Raw genomic sequence first — 18,053 nt, 5'->3', positions numbered from 1 at the left:
AGCCAGTGGTAGCCGGTGGCGGGTTGTTTACCCTTGTGCTGGCCGTATGCTTGTTGCCGGCTTGGATTCTTTACCGTGCTTTTGTTAACGGGAAGCGCTGAGTCGGACGGTTTGCTTCGGGGGAATCCTCTTTTTGAGGGGCCGGTGCTTTTTTGGGAAAGGGTTCTTGTATAGACGGTGTATATAGCGGTATTGTCGTATTTTATGCAAGCTCTATTGTCTTCCATAAATAGGGGAATTATGCTATACTCAATATAAAGGCTGCCAGTCTTGGCAGTGTGTCAGATGAGGGTTTGCTGAAGGCATAATCCATTAAGGAGTGAATGGTTTGAGAACCGAATTACAAGAAACCAAACATTTAATTACTGAGCAATATGAGTCTGAGCAAGCTTTTTTGAAGGCCTTTCGCGAGGGCAATTACACCTTTGATAAGCCTTATGTAAAGGCCAATCCGTACCTGATCAACCCCTTGGCGGCAGTGGTCTGCTTTACCACTGAAACGGAAACTGCAGTAACCTTGACGGTGAAGGGGAAAACCCCGGAAGCGGACATGGGCCATACCTTCCCGGCGGCTAAAGAGCACGTGTTGCCGGTGTACGGTTTGTATGATGACTATGAGAACACCATTGAATTAAAACTGGCTGATGGCCGTGTTTCTGAAGTGAAATTGGCGGTTGAAGAACAAAACATCAACCGGGCTTCTCTCATGGAAACGACACCAGACTACTTCGGTCATGATGTGATGTTTATTTCTGCAACGACGCCCTTGATTGAATCCTGCCGCAGCATTGCAGTGGACTATGCCGGTGATGTGCGCTGGATGAATACGAACCTGCAAAGTTGGGACATTAAAAAAGCAGAGAATGGCCGGCTTTTATACACCTCTCACCGGACGGTGGAGAAGCCCTATTACACCATCGGGATTTGCGAGCTGGACATGAGCGGGAAAATTTATAAAGAGTACCGTCTGCCCGGCGGCTTCCACCATGATGTATTTGAAATGGAAAACGGGCATTTGCTGTGTGCATCGGACCTTGACTTTGAAGACTCGGTGGAAGACTATGTTGTAGAAGTTGACCGGGAGACGGGCAAGATTTTAAAATCCTGGGATCTGAGAGAAATCCTGCCGCGTGAGGGCGGCGATGCCGGGGACTGGAACCACCATGACTGGTTCCACAATAATGCTGTCTGGTATGATAAACCGACCGACTCCATTACCATGAGCGGTCGTCATAAAGACGCTGTCATTAACTTTGACTACGACACCGGCAAGTTGAACTGGATCCTCGGTGACCCGGAAACCTGGCCGGAAGACTATCAAAAATACTTCTTTAAAAATGTGACCAAGGGCGATTTTGATTGGCAGTATGAACAGCACGCCGCCAGCATCTTGCCGAATGGTGATGTCTTCCTCTTTGACAATGGGACTTACCGGGCGAAGAAGGAAGAGAACCGGGTCCAACCGGGCGATAACTTCTCTCGCGGGGTTATTTACCGGATTGATACAGATAAAATGGAAATTGAACAGGTCTGGGAATACGGTAAAGAACGGGGGGCAGAATTCTACTCACCCTACATTTGCAACACCGAATACTACGCCGATGGGCATTACATGGTCCATTCCGGCGGGATTGCCACCTATCGCGGTGAGCATACGGACGTATTGGGGGCTTCCCTTTTGAACTCTTATCCCCACGTTCACCTGAGACTGTGGAGTGAAACGGTTGAGCTTCTGAACGATGAAGTGAAATTCCGGATGATTGTTGAAGGGGGGAACTATTACCGGGCGCGTCGCCTGTCCCTCTATGACGAGCAGACCAATCTGGTGCTTGGCAAGGGGCAATTGTTGGGATCTCTCGGCGTCAGCTCTGAGTTTATGAAGGTCAACTTTAAGGATGCCGGCGAGGTACCGGCGGTTCATGAATTGAAAATGGAATTGGAAGAAGACCGGTTGGCTTTCCGGGCCATGTTCCGTGAAGGCAGCGAGGTCATCGTTGAATTGCGCGGTGACAAGGACCACTTCTACAATGTGCCCACAGAGGTCCACGATGTGACCGCTGCTTGTGTGGCCTTTGAAGAAGAAAACGACAACGATTTCCAATTTTACATTCATCGTGAGGGCCTGGAAGGCGGCCAATACGATGTTTACCTTGATGTGGACGGCAAACGGTACGATACCGGTTATACCGTTCGGATGTAAGCGGTTTAGGAGCACCCGGCATAAGCCGGGTGCTTTTTGAATGGTGCGGTGTCGGTCGGGCGCAGCAAGGGCCATCGGCGGATGGCTTTTTCTCGGCTTGCACGGGCTGGCCATTTGTGCTAAACTACAGGTAAATTTCCGCAGTGATCGGGTGTCGGAGGCATGTGACTGTCACAGAGAGAAAGGGCTGGGTTGAGACCCTTTTGGCAGGAGTGCCCGAGGCTTTCCCCCGGGAGCGGTCGGCGCTGAAATCTTTCAGACGGGTAGGTGCCGACGTGAGGCAGCGTTAATGCCGGCAAGTGATTTCCGACAGTTCGGAAATAATCAGGGTGGTACCGCGAGCGCTTCGTCCCTTTGGACGGGGCGCTTTTTTTATTGACCAAAGGAGGATTACTGTGAAGGAGCAATTACAGGCCATTCGTGAAGAGGCCCTTGCGGATATTGATCGTTGTACGACGGTGGCCGCACTAAATGAGGTGCGGATTGGTTACATGGGCAAAAAGGGAAAGGTGACGTCCATTTTAAAGGGGATGGGCAAGCTTTCCAAGGAAGAACGCCCCATCATCGGTCAGCTGGCCAATGAGGTGCGCGATGCCATCGGTGTGGCATTGGAGGAAAAACAGACCCAATTGGCCTCGGCTGCGCTAGAGGCTCGGTTGACAGCGGAAAAAATTGACATCACCATGCCCGGCCGGGCCTTTCCGGTGGGCTCTGTGCATCCGCTGACCCAGGTCATCCGTGATGCAGAGCGGATTTTTGCCGGCTTGGGCTTTGAAGTGGCCCATGGACCGGAAATTGAAAGCGATTATTATAACTTTGAAGCCTTGAACTTATCAAAAGACCACCCGGCGCGGGACATGCAGGATACCTTTTACATTAACCCGAATGTCCTCTTGCGGACCCAAACATCGCCGGTACAAGTGCGCACCATGGAACACAAGGGCGGCCTGGCACCGGTTAAAATTATCTGCCCGGGCAAGGTTTACCGCCGGGATGATGACGCCACCCATTCGCCGATGTTTCACCAAATTGAAGGCCTGTGTGTGGATGAGGGCATTACCATGGGAGACCTCAAGGGGGTTCTTTTGAGCTTTATTCACCAGATGTTTGATGAAAGCGTCCAAATTCGTCTGAGACCCTCCTATTTCCCCTTTACTGAGCCATCCTGTGAAGTGGATATTTCATGCGTGAATTGCGGCGGCAAGGGCTGTCGGGTATGCAGCCATACCGGCTGGCTGGAAATTTTAGGCAGCGGGATGGTGCATCCGAATGTCCTCCGTTATGGGGGCTATGACCCGTCTAAGGTGAGCGGTTTTGCCTTTGGGATGGGCGTGGAACGCATTGCCATGATTAAGTATGGTATTGATGACTTGCGCCTCTTCTTCGGCGGCGATTTGCGGTTCTTGTCTCAGTTCAAGGAGGGCTTATGTTAGTATCCTATAATTGGTTAAAAGAATATGTGAACATTACAGAAACGCCTGAAGCCTTGGCGGAAATCATCACCCGGGCCGGTGTGGAAATCGGCGGCTTGGCTTATCCGGCCAAGGGCATCAGCGGGGTTGTGGTGGCTGAAGTGTTGACCTGTGAACCGCTGCCGGATTCGGATCATTTGCACCTGTGCCAGGTTTCCCTTGGTAGCGGAGAACCTGTTCAAGTGGTGTGCGGGGCCCCGAATGTGGCCGCCGGTCAAAAGGTTTGCTTTGCCCAAGTGGGCGCTGTCTTGCCGGGCGATTTTAAAATTAAAAAGGCCAAACTGCGCGGCGTTTTGTCCAATGGGATGATTTGCTCCATGCAGGAGCTGGGCGTGGACGATGCCCTGGTGGCGCCGGCGGATAAAGACGGGATCCGGGTCTTGCCGGCGGATGCCCCCTTGGGCGAGAACGCGGTGACCTATCTGGGCTTAGATGATGTGATTTATGACTTGGATTTGACGCCGAACCGGTCTGACTGCCTATCGGTGTATAATGTGGCCCGGGAAGTGGGCGCCTTGCTGGGTCGCCCGGTGCGGCCCCTGGACATCGCTTTCAATGGGCAGCCGGCAGCGGATGAGGGCATCGACGTCCGGGTTGAAGCGCCGGAACTTTGCCATCGCTACATCGGGACCCGGCTGCTCAATGTCCAGGCTGGCCGGTCGCCCATTTGGATGGAACAGCGGTTGCAAGCGGCCGGTATGCGGCCCCTGGGCCTCTTGGTCGACATTACCAACTATGTCATGCTGGAAACCGGCCAGCCCTTGCACGCTTTTGATGAAGAAGACATTGCCGGTCGTGAGATTATCGTCCGCCGGGCAAAGGATGGGGAAACCATCGTGACCCTGGATGGGGTGAGCCGGGCCTTGACCGAGGAGATGCTCTTAATTTGCGACCAGGATCGCGCCGTGGGCATTGCCGGCGTTATGGGCGGCGAAAATACGGAAGTCAAAGACCAGACCCGCAATATTTTCCTGGAAAGCGCCTACTTTGAACCGCGAAACCTGCGCCGGACCGCCCAGCACTTGGGCCTGCGGACGGAAGCGTCTATTCGCAATGAAAAAGGCGTGTCGATTAAGGGCGTACAAACGGCGGCTTGCCGGGCGGCGGCTTTATTTGAACGCTTGGCCGGTGCCACTGTGGTGACCCCGGCGGTGGACAAGTACCCGGCCGAGAAAGCCGCAACCGTGGTCCCCCTGCGATTTGCACGCGCCAATGCCATTTTAGGCACGGACCTGCCGGCCGATGAAATGGTCAATTATCTGGACCGCCTGCAATTTAAACTCCTTTCCCGGGATGCTGAAGGCCTTACCGTTCAAGTGCCCGATTGGCGGATGGACGTCAGCCTTGAAGAAGATTTGATTGAAGAAATTGCCCGTTTCTACGGGTATGACAATATCCCTGAAACCCTGCCGTTCGGCAGCACCAATCCGGGCGGCTTGACCGAGCAGCAGCGGCTTCGGGAAACGGTTACCCGTCATTTGGCATCGGCAGGCCTGCATGAGGTGCTGACCTACAGCTTTGTTCAAGAGGATTTTGCCGATCAATTGGCGCTTAGCCCTGATGACCCCCGTCGCCAGGTCATTGCCATCGGTAACCCCTTGTCTGCTCAATTGGCTGTGATGCGCACCACCCTATTGCACAGCATCTTGGAAACGATCCGGGTCAACCGGAGCCACCAAGTGGCGGATGTGGCCATTTTTGAACTGGCCAATACCTACTGCGCAGACGGCGAACTGGTTGCCCACCACCTGGCCACTGAAGAAGACCACCTGGTCATTGCCTTAGAAGGGGGCAGCGCCAAAGATTGGCTCGGCAGCCGCAAAAACTACGACTTTTATTACTTGAAAGGGCTCATTGAACAGTTCTTTGCCCGCTTAGACCTTGACGGTTTACGCTGGGAAGTGCGTGATGATGACCCCAGCTGGCATCCCGGCCGCACGGCAACGGTCTACTGGCATGACCTTCCCTTGGGTGTCGCCGGTCAAATTCATCCGACGGTTTGTCAGAATTACGGTTTGAGCGAGGACATCTATGCCTGCGAATTAAACCTGATGCCCCTTTACGCCCAAAAATTACAGGCGCCGGCCGCTGTTACCCCCAGCCGGTATCCGGCCATCATGCGGGACCTGGCCCTGGTGGTGCCGACGGCCATCAGCCATGAGGCCATCGTTCATGCCATTCAAGCAGCCGCCTCGGAAGACCTAAAGTCTGTGACCCTTTTTGACCGTTATGACGGGGAACAAGTGGCCCAGGGCATGGCCTCTATGGCCTACAGCCTGGCCTTTCAAAATAATGCACAAACCTTAACCGATGAAATGGTGGAAAAAGACATGGCTGCCATCATTGCCGCCTGTCGTGATTTGGGGGCCACCGTTCGTGAATAGCCCCAGGTGACTGGCGGTTTTTGGTCTGTCATTTTCGGGTAAGTGAAACATGTTACCGCCTTGCGAGCAGATGAGGCGACAGGGTGGCTGAAAGGAGATACAGTGGATCCCATTGCATTTGAAATAGGGCCCTTAGCGGTGCGCTGGTACGGCCTTTTGATTGCCGCCGCCTTTATCATCGGGCTGACCATGACCGGGCGCAGCGTGAAAAAGGCTGGCTTGAATGAAGACCACTACTATAATATTGTCATGGCGATGATTTTATTCGCCATCTTGGGGGCCCGCTTGTATTATGTCCTCTTTAACTGGTCCTACTATGCGGCCCATATGGCAGAGATTCCGGCCATTTGGCACGGTGGATTGGCCATTCACGGCGGGATTTTAGCCGGCACAGCGGTGCTCTTTTTAGGGGCCCGCCACTACCGTTTCCGCTTTTGGCAACTGGCGGATATCATTGCGCCATGGATGATTTTGGGGCAAGCCATCGGCCGCTGGGGAAACTTCTTTAACCATGAGGCCTATGGCTACGCAGTGGATAAGGCAAAAGTGCCCTGGGCGATTAACATCAACGGCCAATGGCACCACCCGACCTTTTTGTACGAATCCATCTGGAATGTGGTTGGATTTGGGATTTTGATGGCAATTTCCCGCAGCCAGCGTCATCGTGAAGGGGAAGTGGCCCTCATCTATTTGATGTATTATTCCGCAGGACGTTTTGTCATTGAAGGTTTCCGAACGGACAGCTTAATGCTTGGCCCCTTGCGCATGGCACAAGTCATCAGCCTGGTGATTCTGGTCGGTGCAGGGACCTTGTTGGTCATACGGCGCCGCCGCGAAAAGCCATTGGCGGCTTCTACTCATGAAAGGAAGGAAAAACATGAGCACGAACGATGAAATTTACGAATCCGGTGAAGATTATTTGGAATGTATCTTACGCTTGCAAAATCGCCAGGGCGACGTTAAGAGCATTGATGTGGCCAATGCGATGAATTACTCTAAGCCTTCCATTAGCCGTGCCATGAAAATTTTAGCGGAAAAGGGCTTCATTCAGATGGATAAGAAAAAATACATCCATCTGACAGAGGAAGGCTTGAAAAAAGCAGAGGCTGTTTACAAGCGCCACCTTTTGATTAAAGAAGCCCTCATCACCCTTTTGGATGTTAGTCCGGAAACGGCTGAACAGGATGCCTGCCGCATTGAACACATTGTCAGTCAAGAAACGGTAGATAAATTATCCGGCAAACTGGAAGCCCATTTACTGGAAAAGTAAAGCTCTTTATAAAAAAAGATGGCGTTATCGCTTGAGTTTAAAGCGATAACGCCATCTTTTTGATTGCTATGGGTCAGGTTGGCAGCTTAGCGGTAGCATCCGCTCCAGCAAGGCCAGCGGATTATTCCAGGCCGCCGTTTTTGATGGCCTTCTCCAGCCGGTGGACAATATGGCGGAGGGAGGGGCCAAATATCAGCACCATGAGAAAGGAGAAAATAGGAACGGTGGCCAGGGCTAAAATATCCGTTCGCACCGCTGGTGGATTGATGCCGGCCGAGAGCTCACGCAAGAGGCTGATGGCATAGGTGAAGGGAAGGATGGGGTGGATGACCCGGAAAAAGCGCGGCATCATTTCCACCGGGAAGGTGCCACCGCCGGCAGAAATTTGCAAGACCAGGAAAATAATGGCAATGGCCTTGCCCAAATTCCCAAAGGTAAAAATCAAGGAAAAAACAAAGCAACCGAATATGGCGGAAATGGCCAATGACGCAAGAACATATAACCATGGATGCATCACTGTAATGCCTAGGAGGAATAAATTCCCCAAGCTAACAATAGCCCCTTGGAAAATTGCAATCAAGACAAAGAGCAACATTCGTGACACGTACATATCCGCAAATTGTGCATGGGGTAAAAGCTCCAGGCCCTTTATATTAACAGGGCTTACCATGGACATGGTAAGCATGGCGCCGACCCATAGGGCGAGAATCGTGTAAAAGGGTGCCATTGCAGACCCGTAATTGCCCAGATGGTAAAGTTCCTTTTTTTGGACATCTACCGGATTAGCGATAAAATTGGCGCGTGAGGCAATGTCTTGTTTAATGATTTCTGTGGCCCGGTTAAATTGCGAGTCATTTTTAAGCTTGTCTGCTTTTGTGCGGGCAGCCTCAATACCTGTTTCAGTAGCGTCCAAGATGGGGCGAAGTTCCATAATGGCTGCCTGGCCGTTCGCATTTAAGATAATGCTGTCTCCCAGCAGGTCGCTTGACTTGATCATAAAATCAGATAAATTATTTAGACTAAGGTAGGTCTGGTCTAGGGCGCTAACCATTAGGTCAATGCCTGTGGTAATATTCGGACGGATTTGCTCCTTGTAAAGATCGCGAGTTTCTTCAGCCGTTTCTTCTAATATGTCACTTAAGTTAATGAGCCGGTTTGTTGCATCGTTAAGGTTGAGGTTTCCGCAATGGAGGGCCTCCTTAAACCCATGTACGTCTTGAGAAAATTCTTCCGCCTTTTTTGATAGGATATCCAGGCGGTCAATCAATTGATCCAAATGCGCCAGCTTGACCGGTAGAATATTTTGTAGACGGATCAGGTCGCGCCGATTATCGTCTGCCCGCTTGGAAAGGGCATCGGCACGGTCGCTTAAGCGGTTCAGGTATTTTTCCGCCACCTGTGATTGGTCATCTGCCAACCGTGATAAAGCGCGGATATCATTGTTTAAACTACCTACTTCTGTCGGTAAACTGGACAATTGTTCGTTTAATAAATTTTCGATGGTGTAAAGATCATTTTTGCCGGCTAAAAGGGTATTTTGGGCATTTAAAGTAAGGGCTTGCAAGTCCCTTGTTCTTTGTATGTTTTCGGGTATTTTGTCTTTGGCCTCCTGCGTAAAATTATTGAGATTTTGGAGGGCTTTTTCATAATCGCTTAAACGGAGCTCGAAGTTACTCATCTGATTATTTATCAGGTCTAAGGTATCGATCATGCGAATTAATGTCGGCTTGATTTGGATATACCGGTCATCAAAATCCGCCAAGCCATTTAAAACCACCTCAGAAATGGAGGCGGTAAAAGATTTATCAATCTCGGATTGGAGGGTATTCATGCCCGTTTCCGTAACTTTAGGGCTGATGGCATTGATCTTTTCATTGACATAAAAATGAATTTTACCCCGTGTCGGTTGTTCTTTGGTAAAACTCGTTAAATTTTTACTAAAATCCTTGCTGATTACAATAGCCGCATAGTAACGGCCGTCTTTAACGCCCTTCATGGCTTTTTCTCGAGAAACAAACTGCCAGTCAAATTTACGGTTTTTATTTAACTCCACGACCAGCATATCTCCGGCATTAATCGACACGGATCGCGGTATTTGATCGTTATCGTCATGGAAGGTATAGCCGGCATCGTCATTGACCACAGCCACTTTTAAATTTTCCGTTTTGCTATAGGGATCCCATACCGAGTAAATGTTGAACCAGGCATAAAAACTGGGCAGGATGATCAAGCCTGCCAGAATAAATAAGGTCCCTTTAGAATGGGCAATGGCTCGCATTTGTGCAGAAAATAAGGTATGGATTTCTTTTGGACTAATATATAAATCTTTATAGTAACGCATAGGTTCCCTTCTTTTATCACCTTGAGCAGGTGATTTTTTTAAAAGATTTTATCTATCGGTTAGGAAGACAAATAACAGTATCAGTATACACGCTGTATATTGATTGGACAAGAGACCAGCCCTATAGGAATGGATTTCTGTTGCAGGGATTGCCAAAACGCGCCCCTTGTCCATCGGAGGAAGCGAGGGGCTGCACCATAATTCACAATAGCTGGTTGAATTTAATAGAAAAGCTATAATCGACTATAATTTAACTAATGGATGACATAAGAAATAATTTTAGGAATATCTGTTTAGAAGGGACGAAACCTTGTTAAAGCCTTTCGGTACATGATATAATGACCAAAGTACGCTTTTCGTCATGAATTCTTAAAAAGCGTCGATGCTTTTGAAATATGCATCGGAGGAAACATGTTAAAGTTTATTTCATCAATACGGCTGGCCGTCATTTTGATTGCGACTTTAGCGGGCATGGCGGTCTCGGCAACGATTTTTGACCAGCCGGATGTCTTTACATCTCGACCCTTTTTAGCCGTTGTTGCCATTTTTTTTGTGAACCTTTTAACTTGCACGGTTCAATTGTGGCCGGCGCTGATTAGGCGTCTGCGACGGCAGGTGTCAGATATAGCTGCAAAAAAAAGTGGCTTTGTTTCAGTCGATATGACGTCCGAAGACTTGCATGCTCTTTTGAAGCAGGAGCGTTTCTCTCTTCACGAAACAAAAGATGGCGAGGATACGGTGCTTTATGCGGTGCGGGGGCGTCTGGCACTGATGGCGCCGCATGTGCTGCATGTGGCCATCTTGATCATCATTGCCGGGGCGGTCTTGTCCTCTTTCGGGGTCAAGGCAACGATGCAGGTTGCGGCTGGCGATGTGCAGGCCCTTCCGGAAAAGATTGCTGAGGCCAGCGGTATCAGTGACTTGGCCGTTAAATCTTTTGCCACAGAGTATGATGACAAGGGACAGGTGGCCAATTGGCGAACGGATTTTGAACTTTTTGCCAAGGGGAAAACAGTTGACGTCGGCACGACGCAGGTTAACCATCCTTATAAAAAGAGCGGCTTGTCCGTCTATCAAATGGGCTACGGCAAACGCTTTCAAATGCAGTTGGATGGCCCTAGGGCAGAGCTTAGCGGGACCTATGCTTTTCCGGAAGAGCAAAAAATTCCCCTGCCGGATGGGCATTTTATGGTGCAAACCATGGGCGACCGGGCCCTTTTATTTATGCAATTTGACCGGGCCGGTAAGATGATTCGTCAAGAAGCGCTGCGGCCGAAAGCCGGTTTAAACCTGGCAGACGGTACCCGGTTGACTTATCTGCGGCCCTTGGAGTATACGGTTTTAGAATTAAAATACGGGCATGGCGTTATTGCTGTCTTTAGCGGCTTTGTCCTGGCGGCGCTGGCCTCTTTGATGATGCTGATGGGACGCTATGCGGCCCTGGGCGCGCGGATTGACGCGACCGGTGCAGTGTCTATTTGGTTGGACGCCAAGGGCCATACGCGGCGAAGATTGTCGCAGGCTTTGACCTTGAAGGATGTGACAAGTAATGATTAATTGGCAACATTTACTTATGGCGGCGCCATTGGTCCTGGCCATTTGCACGGCCCTGGGCGGTGCCTTATCAAAACGAAGTGTCGGTACAAATTTGGCAACCATTGCGGCTGCCTTAGGCTTTGTGGCCACTGCGGGCATTATCGTTGTGCGTGGTATACAGGTGGGGCACTTGCCTTTGGGCAGCGGGTTGGATTTTTGCCTCTGGCTCTGTGCGGTACTCTTTCTATTTAATATACTTCTGTTACGTCGCTTACAGTTGCCGGCCGTATCAGTCCTGCTCAGCTTGATGGTGGGCATCCTGGGGGCTTGGCTTTTATCTCAGAATCAGACGGTGACGCCCATGGCGCCGGCACTCCGGTCGCCCTGGCTGTCGGTCCATGTGCTGTCAGCCATGTTTTCTTACAGTGTGCTTACCGTGTCCTTTGTGCTCTCAGCGGTGATTGCCGCACGTCCCATGGACAGCACAACAATTAAACTGGATGAATGGGCCTACCGGCTGGTGCTTTTAGGCCTACCCCTGCTTACTGTGATGCTGGTCACCGGCTCGGTGTGGGCAGAATACGCCTGGGGGAGTTTTTGGAGTTGGGACTGGAAAGAAGTTTGGGCACTGGTGACCTGGTTGGTCTATGCGCTCTATCTACATTTGCGCGTCAGCGGCTGGCGCAATAAGAAAGCGGCCGTTTTAAATATACTCGGCTTTGCTGTGGTGGTGTTTACATTTTTCGGCGTGAGTTATCTCCTGCCGGGCCTCCACAGTTATCTGTAACAAGGAGGAGGTGGCATGATGCAGAGGCTTAAAGAATTCTTGCAGACGCACCAAAAGGCGCTGCGGGATGAATGGTTTAAGCTGGCGCTGTCGGCCTATCCTGAGACGGGCCGGCCGTTTTTTGAAAAGGTGACCGGCGGATTTGATAATCCGGTGGGGCAAACCATTTACGACAGCTTGACGGCCTTATTGGCAGAATTGCTGCAGGATGCCCCTGATGAGGAGGTCATCTTGGCGCAAGTGTCCAACATTATGGCCATTAAAGCTGTGCAGGATGTGGCACCGTCTAAAGCGGCCAGTGTCTTTCCGGCATTTAAGCAGGTGGTCATGCGGGCGGTTTGCCCTAAGGGCAAGTGTCAGGTGGCAACCGAAGAACTTATTGATTTTTTTGATGCTCTGGACACCGTGACCCTGTATGCTTTTGATGTTTATCTTGAGCGGCGCGTTCAAATTTATGAAATGCGTCTGGCTCAAATCAAAGCCAATAACGATATTTTGGTGCGCGCCAACTTATTGGATCAAGCTTTGGACATGGAGGATTTTATGCGTTGTGCAAGTACGATAGGGGAGGATGGCGGTGCTGCTTGCAGCAGTTGTCCGTCAGCGCGCCCTTCCCAATCGGACGAGAGTAAAGGGGTGTAATGATATGGCAAAACTTCCAAAGCCGGAAGACCTGCTGAACATCAGTTTTAACCCGCCGAGAACCTCGTGGATGAAGACAAAAACCGAGATTAGAGAAGGTTTTTTCTGCCATGCCGGTAAGACTGAAAGTGTGGAGAAAATCAGTCTGCCGAATGCACGAGACTGGCGTGTGCCTGATGACGACTGGAAGCTTCCGGCAGATTGGCAAACCATTATTCTGAATGGTTTACGCGATCGACTGGATCGCTTCCGCTCACTGAAAGTATTTATGGATTGCTGTGTGCGCTGCGGCGCTTGCTCTGACAAGTGTCACTATTTCTTGGGCACCGGGGATCCGAAAAACATGCCGGTGCTGCGGGCCGAACTGCTGCGCAGTGTCTATCGAAAAGAGTTTACCCTGGCCGGAAAACTCATGGCCAAAATGGTCGGGGCCCGTGAATTGACGGAAGACGTTTTAAAAGAGTGGTTCTATTATTTCTTCCAGTGCTCAGAATGTCGTCGTTGCTCAGTTTTCTGCCCTTATGGTATTGATACCGCAGAAATCACCATGCTGGGCCGCGAGCTTCTGAACCTGGTCGGGCTCAACATCGACTGGGTTATCACCCCGGTATCCAACTGCTTTGAAAAAGGCAACCACTTAGGTATCCAGCCTCACGGTATTGTTGACAGCTACGACATGATGCTGGAGGACATTGAAGATATCACCGGTGTTAAATTGGAATTATCTTATAACCGGAAAGGGGCGGAAATTTTATACGTACCGCCCAGTGGGGACATTTTTGCGGCACCAGGGAACTATACCCTCATGGGTCAATTGATGCTCTTCCACGAACTGGGACTTGACTATACGGTCAGCACCTTTACCTCTGAAGGTGGGAACTTTGGCCTTTTCACGTCCAATGAAATGGCCAAGCGGCTTAATCAAAAAATTTACGCAGAAGCTAAACGCCTGGGCGTGAAGTTCATCATTGGTGGTGAGTGCGGCCATATGTGGCGGGTCGTTCACCAGTACATGAACACCATGAATGGCCCGGCAGACTTCTTGGAAGTGCCGAAAAATCCGATTACGGGGACTGTCTTTGAAAACGCTGCTTCTACGAAGATGATTCACGTTACAGAATTTACCGCCGACTGCTTACGGCACAATAAAATTAAACTGGACCCGTCTCGCAACAAGGGCATTATTGCCACTTACCATGATTCCTGTAACCCGGCACGGGCCATGGGACTTTTGGAAGAACCCCGTTACATTATGGACCATGTGTGCGAATGGCATGAAATGCCGGAAGATACCATTCGTGAAAAAACCTTCTGCTGCGGCTCCGGGGCCGGTTTGAATGCGGAAGAAAATATGGAACTGCGTATGCGGGGCGGTTTCCCACGTGCCAATGCAGTCCGTCATGTGCGTGAAAAATACGGGGTCAATATGTTGGCCTGCGTTTGCGCCATTGACCGGGCAGCCCTGCCCCCATTGATGGATTATTGGGTTCCCGGCGTTGATGTGTGCGGCGTCCATGAATTGCTCGGCAATGCCTTGATCATGAAGGGGGAAAAAGAGCGGGAAGAAAACCTGCGCTTTGAACCCTTGCAGAATCAGGATCCGGTGATGGAGGAGGTTGGCCATGAATAAGCGCAATATCGTTATCGGTATCGTGGTGTTTATCCTGGTGGTAACCACCCCGCTCTGGCTCAACATCGGTCGCGGCGCTGACGCTGCTGCGCCTGAAATGAGCTATGACACGCCGGCCATTAAAGCCATGGGCGATGATGCGCATTGCATTTATGATGCAGAGTACATGCGCACCCATCACATGGAAATCCTGGCTCAATGGAAAGAACAAGCCATCCGCGATGGTAATCGTGAATTTGTGGCACCGGACGGGACCAAATATGAGGTGTCCCTGCAGAACACCTGCCTGGAATGTCACAGCAACTATGAGGACTTTTGCAAGAAGTGCCACGATTACAATGACGTTACGCCTAATTGCTGGACTTGCCATGTGGAGCCTACAGCTAAGAATGGCGGCGCCTTAAAAGCGGGCGTCACATCCGGAGGTGACCAATAATGGCTAAAATTTCCAGAAGACAATTTCTAAAATTATCTGCTGCCACAGCCGGCATGGGCTTACTCGCCGGTTGCGGGGTCAAGACAAAAGGCATCGGCGGTGGCGACTTTGTTGCCCCTGCAAACGCTGCCAAAAGCAAAAATTGGGGCATGCTAATCGATTCGGATAAACTTTCCGAAGGCGATATTAACCGTATGCGTGCCGCTTGCCATAAGGCCCATAACGTGCCGGATATCCCCGATAAAAAGCACGAGATCAAATGGATTTGGGAAGAGCCCTTTGAAGCCCTTTTCCACAGTGAAGTCAGCCCTGCCTTGAGCGATAAATGGCGTAACCTGCCAATGGCCTCCCTGTGCAACCAGTGCCGCAAACCGATTTGCGTCAAAGTTTGCCCGACCCAGGCCACTTTTACCAATAAAGAAGGCATTGTCATTCAGGACATGCACCGGTGCATCGGCTGCCGTAACTGTATGGCTGCCTGCCCCTACGGAAGCCGGAGCTTCAACTTCGTCGATCCGCGTCCGTACATCAAAGAAATCAACCCGGAATACCCGACGCGCAGCAAGGGCGTCGTTGAAAAATGCGATTTTTGCGTAGAACGTTTGGCCAAGGGGCAACTGCCCATTTGTGTGGAAGAAGCCCATGGCGCCATCCTGTTTGGTGATTTAGACGATCCCAACTCGGAAATCGCCAAGGCGGTGGCCAGTGAAATGGTCATTGCGCGGGAACCGGGTTATGGTACGGAACCGAAGGTCTTTTATCGGGTTAACCTGAAAGGAGGGGAAGAAGCATGATTGAAAAAACCTTTGTTAAGCGTTCCGGAAAACGCTACTGGGCGTGGATCTGTTTCTTACTCGTCATCATTGCCGTCGGCTGTGCCGCTTACGGCTACCAGATGACCCAAGGCTTTCAGGTGACCGGGCTGTCTCGAGATATTTCTTGGGGGCTCTACATCAGCCATCTGGCCTTTTTCGTCGGTATCGGAGCCGGTAGTGCCATGGTGATCCTGCCCTACTATTTCCACAATGTAAAAGAATACGGTCGCATTACCGTGCTTGCTCAGTTTTTGGCGGTGACAACCGCTCTGATGGGCCTCCTCTTTGTCGTTGTTGACGTAGGGGTACCGCAAAAAATGTTGAACGTGTGGCTGTATTGGCTGCCCTCTTCCATGCTTTGCTGGGATGCGGTGGTTATTCCCCTCTACCTGGTGATCAGCTTTATTGTGGGTTATCAAGTTTTACAGGCGGAGAATAAAGGCCTTCCAATTAAGAAATGGGTCAAAGGCCTGGCTATCTTATCCGTGCCGTCGGCCTTTGCCGTCAGCATCGTATCGGCCTTTCTTTATGCCGGCCTGCCGAGCCGCCACTACTTTTTATCTGCTGTATTACCGGTTAAATTTTTAGCAGGGGCCTTTGCCGGCGGTCCGGCCCTGATCATTTTAATCTGCCTCTTGCTCAAACGCCTGACCGATTTTCATGTCAGTGAAAAAGCCCTGAGAATGTTGGCCACGACAGCAACCTATGCCTTTGTCGCCATTCTCATTATGGTTGCCGGTGAGTTTTTCACCGCCTACTATTCCAATGTGCCGGCCCACAAGGTGACCTTGACCTATCTTTTCTTCGGCTTGGACGGGAAAAGCCAATGGGTTCCCTTTTTGACGGTATTCTGGATTACGGCAGCCCTTGCGCTGGTGCTGATGCTGCCTAAGAAGTTCCGTTACAATTACGCCACCATGGGCGTTGGCGCTGCCAGCATGTTTATTGCCCTCTACCTTGAAAAAGGTCTGACCTTTATTGTTGGCGGACTATCTGAAAATCCGTTTGGTGAAATCGTTAGCTATATTCCCGGATTGGCGGAAATTCTCATCATCATCGGGATTTTTGCCATCGGCATTCTCGTTTTCAGCTTATTGGTGAAGATGGTCTTGGTCGTTAAATATGAACAAGATGAAGAAGCCTTTCCGCATAAATACGACCGTGGCCAACTGGCCTACGATTTGAATCGTCGTGGCGGCACCTATGTGGATACCCGCCCGCGTTATGTGCCGGAACCGGAAGCGTCTGATGATGCGGAAGATACGGATGAAAAGGAGGCTGAATAATGGGATTCATTACTGCTTGTGTGATTGTCCTTGTCTTGGCCCTGATCGCCGCTGTCGGCGCCGGTCTTATGGGTCTGACCGGCCTTTTTGCAGTTGTGCTGCCGTATTTGGCATTTGCAATTTTTGTGATTGGCGTGGCCTATCGCATTGCCAACTGGGGCAAATCACCGGTACCGTTTAATATTGCCACCACCTGCGGTCAATCAAAAAGTTTGGACTTTATCAAATGGAATCCGATTGAATGTCCGCGGTCAAGACCGGCTTTGTACTTCCGGATGTTCCTGGAAGTGGTCTTTTTCCGGTCCCTTTTCCGCAACAGCAAAGCGACCCTGGAAAAAGATGGGAACTTGACCTATCAATGGGAAAAATGGCTTTGGATTTTTGCCATTTTATTTCACTGGGGCTTTTTCTTCACCCTGCTGCGCCACCTGCGGTTCTTTACCGCTAAAGTGCCGGGGCTTATCACTGCCTTGGATAAAATCGACGGTTTCATTTTGATTGACTTGCACCATTATTATATTACCGGCTTTATGTTCTTTGCCGGCGTCGGCTTGTTATTGCTGCGTCGTCTGTGCTTGCATAAGGTGCGCTATATCAGCATGCTCAATGACTATTTCCCGCTGGTCCTTTTGCTTGGCATCGGTTGCAGCGGCATGGCCATGCGCTATGCAGGAGCGACGCGCGTAGATGTCACCGGCATTCGGGAAGTGATGGTCGGGTTGATGACCTTCCACCCAGTGGTACCGGCTGCAGGAACGCTTAACGTATTTTTCTACATTCACCTGACTCTGGTCTGCACCCTCCTCATCTATTTCCCCTGGGGTAAATTGATGCATGCCGTTGGCGTATTCATGAGCCCGACACGCAATATGTGCACCAACAGCCGTGAAGTGCGCCACGTGAATCCGTGGAACCCGGTTGTTGAATTCCACAGCTATGCAGACTATGAAGATGAATTCCGCGATCGTATGGTGAAATTCGGCGTACCCGTTGAAAAAACCATTGAAGAAGCGGAAGCTGAAAAAGAAGCAGAACGCAAGGCCTTGGAAGAGTCCCTTGGTTGACGCCTAGCCTTGCTCAATAAGACACCGCCATTCCCTGACAGAGGGCTGGCGGTGTTTTTTCTTTACCAGCATGATTTGAGGGCATTGAGAAGGGGGGCCGGCGGCCAGTGGTCCCGGCAAAATGTCGGAGCTGGGAGAGGGGAGGAAAAAGGGGCTGTGTTTTTTACAAAACCAACTAATAGTAGACAGA

General features: G+C 50.7%; 14 protein-coding genes. 13 read left to right on the top strand and 1 reads right to left on the bottom strand.

Annotation, left to right across the window (positions count from 1 at the left end; translation table 11 throughout):
* The first annotated feature begins 328 nt into the window (after positions 1-328).
* From BLQ16_RS05910 to BLQ16_RS05890, 5 genes are all read left to right on the top strand, one after another.
* Entirely contained in the window at positions 329-2,200 is a 1,872-nt protein-coding gene (locus tag BLQ16_RS05910; protein WP_091791824.1) for an aryl-sulfate sulfotransferase, read from the top strand.
* 395 nt (positions 2,201-2,595) lie between these two features.
* Positions 2,596-3,633 (top strand): phenylalanine--tRNA ligase subunit alpha, encoded by a 1,038-nt coding sequence (gene pheS, locus BLQ16_RS05905; protein ID WP_091791823.1) that lies wholly within the window; start codon positions 2,596-2,598, stop codon positions 3,631-3,633.
* Positions 3,627-6,056 carry a phenylalanine--tRNA ligase subunit beta gene (pheT, locus tag BLQ16_RS05900; protein ID WP_091791822.1) on the top strand — a complete coding sequence of 810 codons (2,430 nt, stop codon included), beginning with the start codon at positions 3,627-3,629 and terminating at the stop codon, positions 6,054-6,056. The genes pheS and pheT overlap by 7 nt, the downstream gene beginning before the upstream one ends.
* 102 nt (positions 6,057-6,158) lie before the next feature.
* Entirely contained in the window at positions 6,159-6,950 is a 792-nt protein-coding gene (gene lgt, locus BLQ16_RS05895; RefSeq protein ID WP_091791821.1) for a prolipoprotein diacylglyceryl transferase, read from the top strand.
* Complete coding sequence (locus tag BLQ16_RS05890; RefSeq protein ID WP_091791820.1) at positions 6,934-7,326, top strand: metal-dependent transcriptional regulator; 393 nt, start codon at positions 6,934-6,936, stop codon at positions 7,324-7,326. Before lgt ends, BLQ16_RS05890 begins: the two co-directional genes overlap by 17 nt.
* Positions 7,327-7,447: 121 nt before the next feature.
* On the opposite strand, the gene BLQ16_RS05885 is transcribed toward BLQ16_RS05890, so the two are convergent.
* On the bottom strand, positions 7,448-9,667 hold the full coding sequence (locus BLQ16_RS05885) for a YhgE/Pip domain-containing protein (protein WP_091791819.1): 2,220 nt from the start codon (positions 9,665-9,667) through the stop codon (positions 7,448-7,450).
* Positions 9,668-10,078: 411 nt separating this feature from the next.
* On the opposite strand from BLQ16_RS05885, the gene BLQ16_RS05880 reads away from it, so the two are divergent.
* The 8 genes from BLQ16_RS05880 to dsrM are packed head-to-tail and all read left to right on the top strand — an operon-like array spanning position 10,079 to position 17,863.
* Positions 10,079-11,224 carry a cytochrome c biogenesis ResB family protein gene (locus tag BLQ16_RS05880; RefSeq protein ID WP_091791818.1) on the top strand — a complete coding sequence of 382 codons (1,146 nt, stop codon included), beginning with the start codon at positions 10,079-10,081 and terminating at the stop codon, positions 11,222-11,224.
* The gene (ccsA, locus tag BLQ16_RS05875; protein ID WP_091791817.1) at positions 11,217-11,990 is read left to right on the top strand and encodes a cytochrome c biogenesis protein CcsA; all 774 of its coding nucleotides are present in this window, start codon (positions 11,217-11,219) and stop codon (positions 11,988-11,990) included. Before BLQ16_RS05880 ends, ccsA begins: the two co-directional genes overlap by 8 nt.
* A 15-nt stretch (positions 11,991-12,005) precedes the next feature.
* Positions 12,006-12,632: an RsbRD N-terminal domain-containing protein gene (locus BLQ16_RS05870; RefSeq protein WP_091791816.1), complete on the top strand. Its 627-nt coding sequence runs from the start codon at positions 12,006-12,008 to the stop codon at positions 12,630-12,632.
* A 4-nt stretch (positions 12,633-12,636) separates the two neighbouring features.
* A complete protein-coding gene (dsrK, locus tag BLQ16_RS05865) occupies positions 12,637-14,262 on the top strand; it encodes a sulfate reduction electron transfer complex DsrMKJOP subunit DsrK (protein ID WP_091791815.1) in 1,626 nt (541 codons plus the stop codon).
* A complete protein-coding gene (gene dsrJ / locus BLQ16_RS05860) occupies positions 14,255-14,698 on the top strand; it encodes a sulfate reduction electron transfer complex DsrMKJOP subunit DsrJ (RefSeq protein WP_091791814.1) in 444 nt (147 codons plus the stop codon). The genes dsrK and dsrJ overlap by 8 nt, the downstream gene beginning before the upstream one ends.
* Positions 14,698-15,492 carry a sulfate reduction electron transfer complex DsrMKJOP subunit DsrO gene (gene dsrO, locus BLQ16_RS05855; protein WP_091791813.1) on the top strand — a complete coding sequence of 265 codons (795 nt, stop codon included), beginning with the start codon at positions 14,698-14,700 and terminating at the stop codon, positions 15,490-15,492. Before dsrJ ends, dsrO begins: the two co-directional genes overlap by 1 nt.
* Positions 15,489-16,799 (top strand): sulfate reduction electron transfer complex DsrMKJOP subunit DsrP, encoded by a 1,311-nt coding sequence (dsrP, locus tag BLQ16_RS05850; RefSeq protein ID WP_091791812.1) that lies wholly within the window; start codon positions 15,489-15,491, stop codon positions 16,797-16,799. Before dsrO ends, dsrP begins: the two co-directional genes overlap by 4 nt.
* A complete protein-coding gene (dsrM, locus tag BLQ16_RS05845) occupies positions 16,799-17,863 on the top strand; it encodes a sulfate reduction electron transfer complex DsrMKJOP subunit DsrM (RefSeq protein ID WP_091791811.1) in 1,065 nt (354 codons plus the stop codon). The genes dsrP and dsrM overlap by 1 nt, the downstream gene beginning before the upstream one ends.
* Positions 17,864-18,053: the final 190 nt, after the last annotated feature.

Origin of the sequence: Peptococcus niger (assembly GCF_900101835.1) — a bacterium.
GTDB lineage: Bacteria > Bacillota > Peptococcia > Peptococcales > Peptococcaceae > Peptococcus > Peptococcus niger.
The sequence above is the reverse complement of the archived record's forward strand: the minus strand, read 5'-3'. Positions and strand labels throughout refer to the sequence as shown.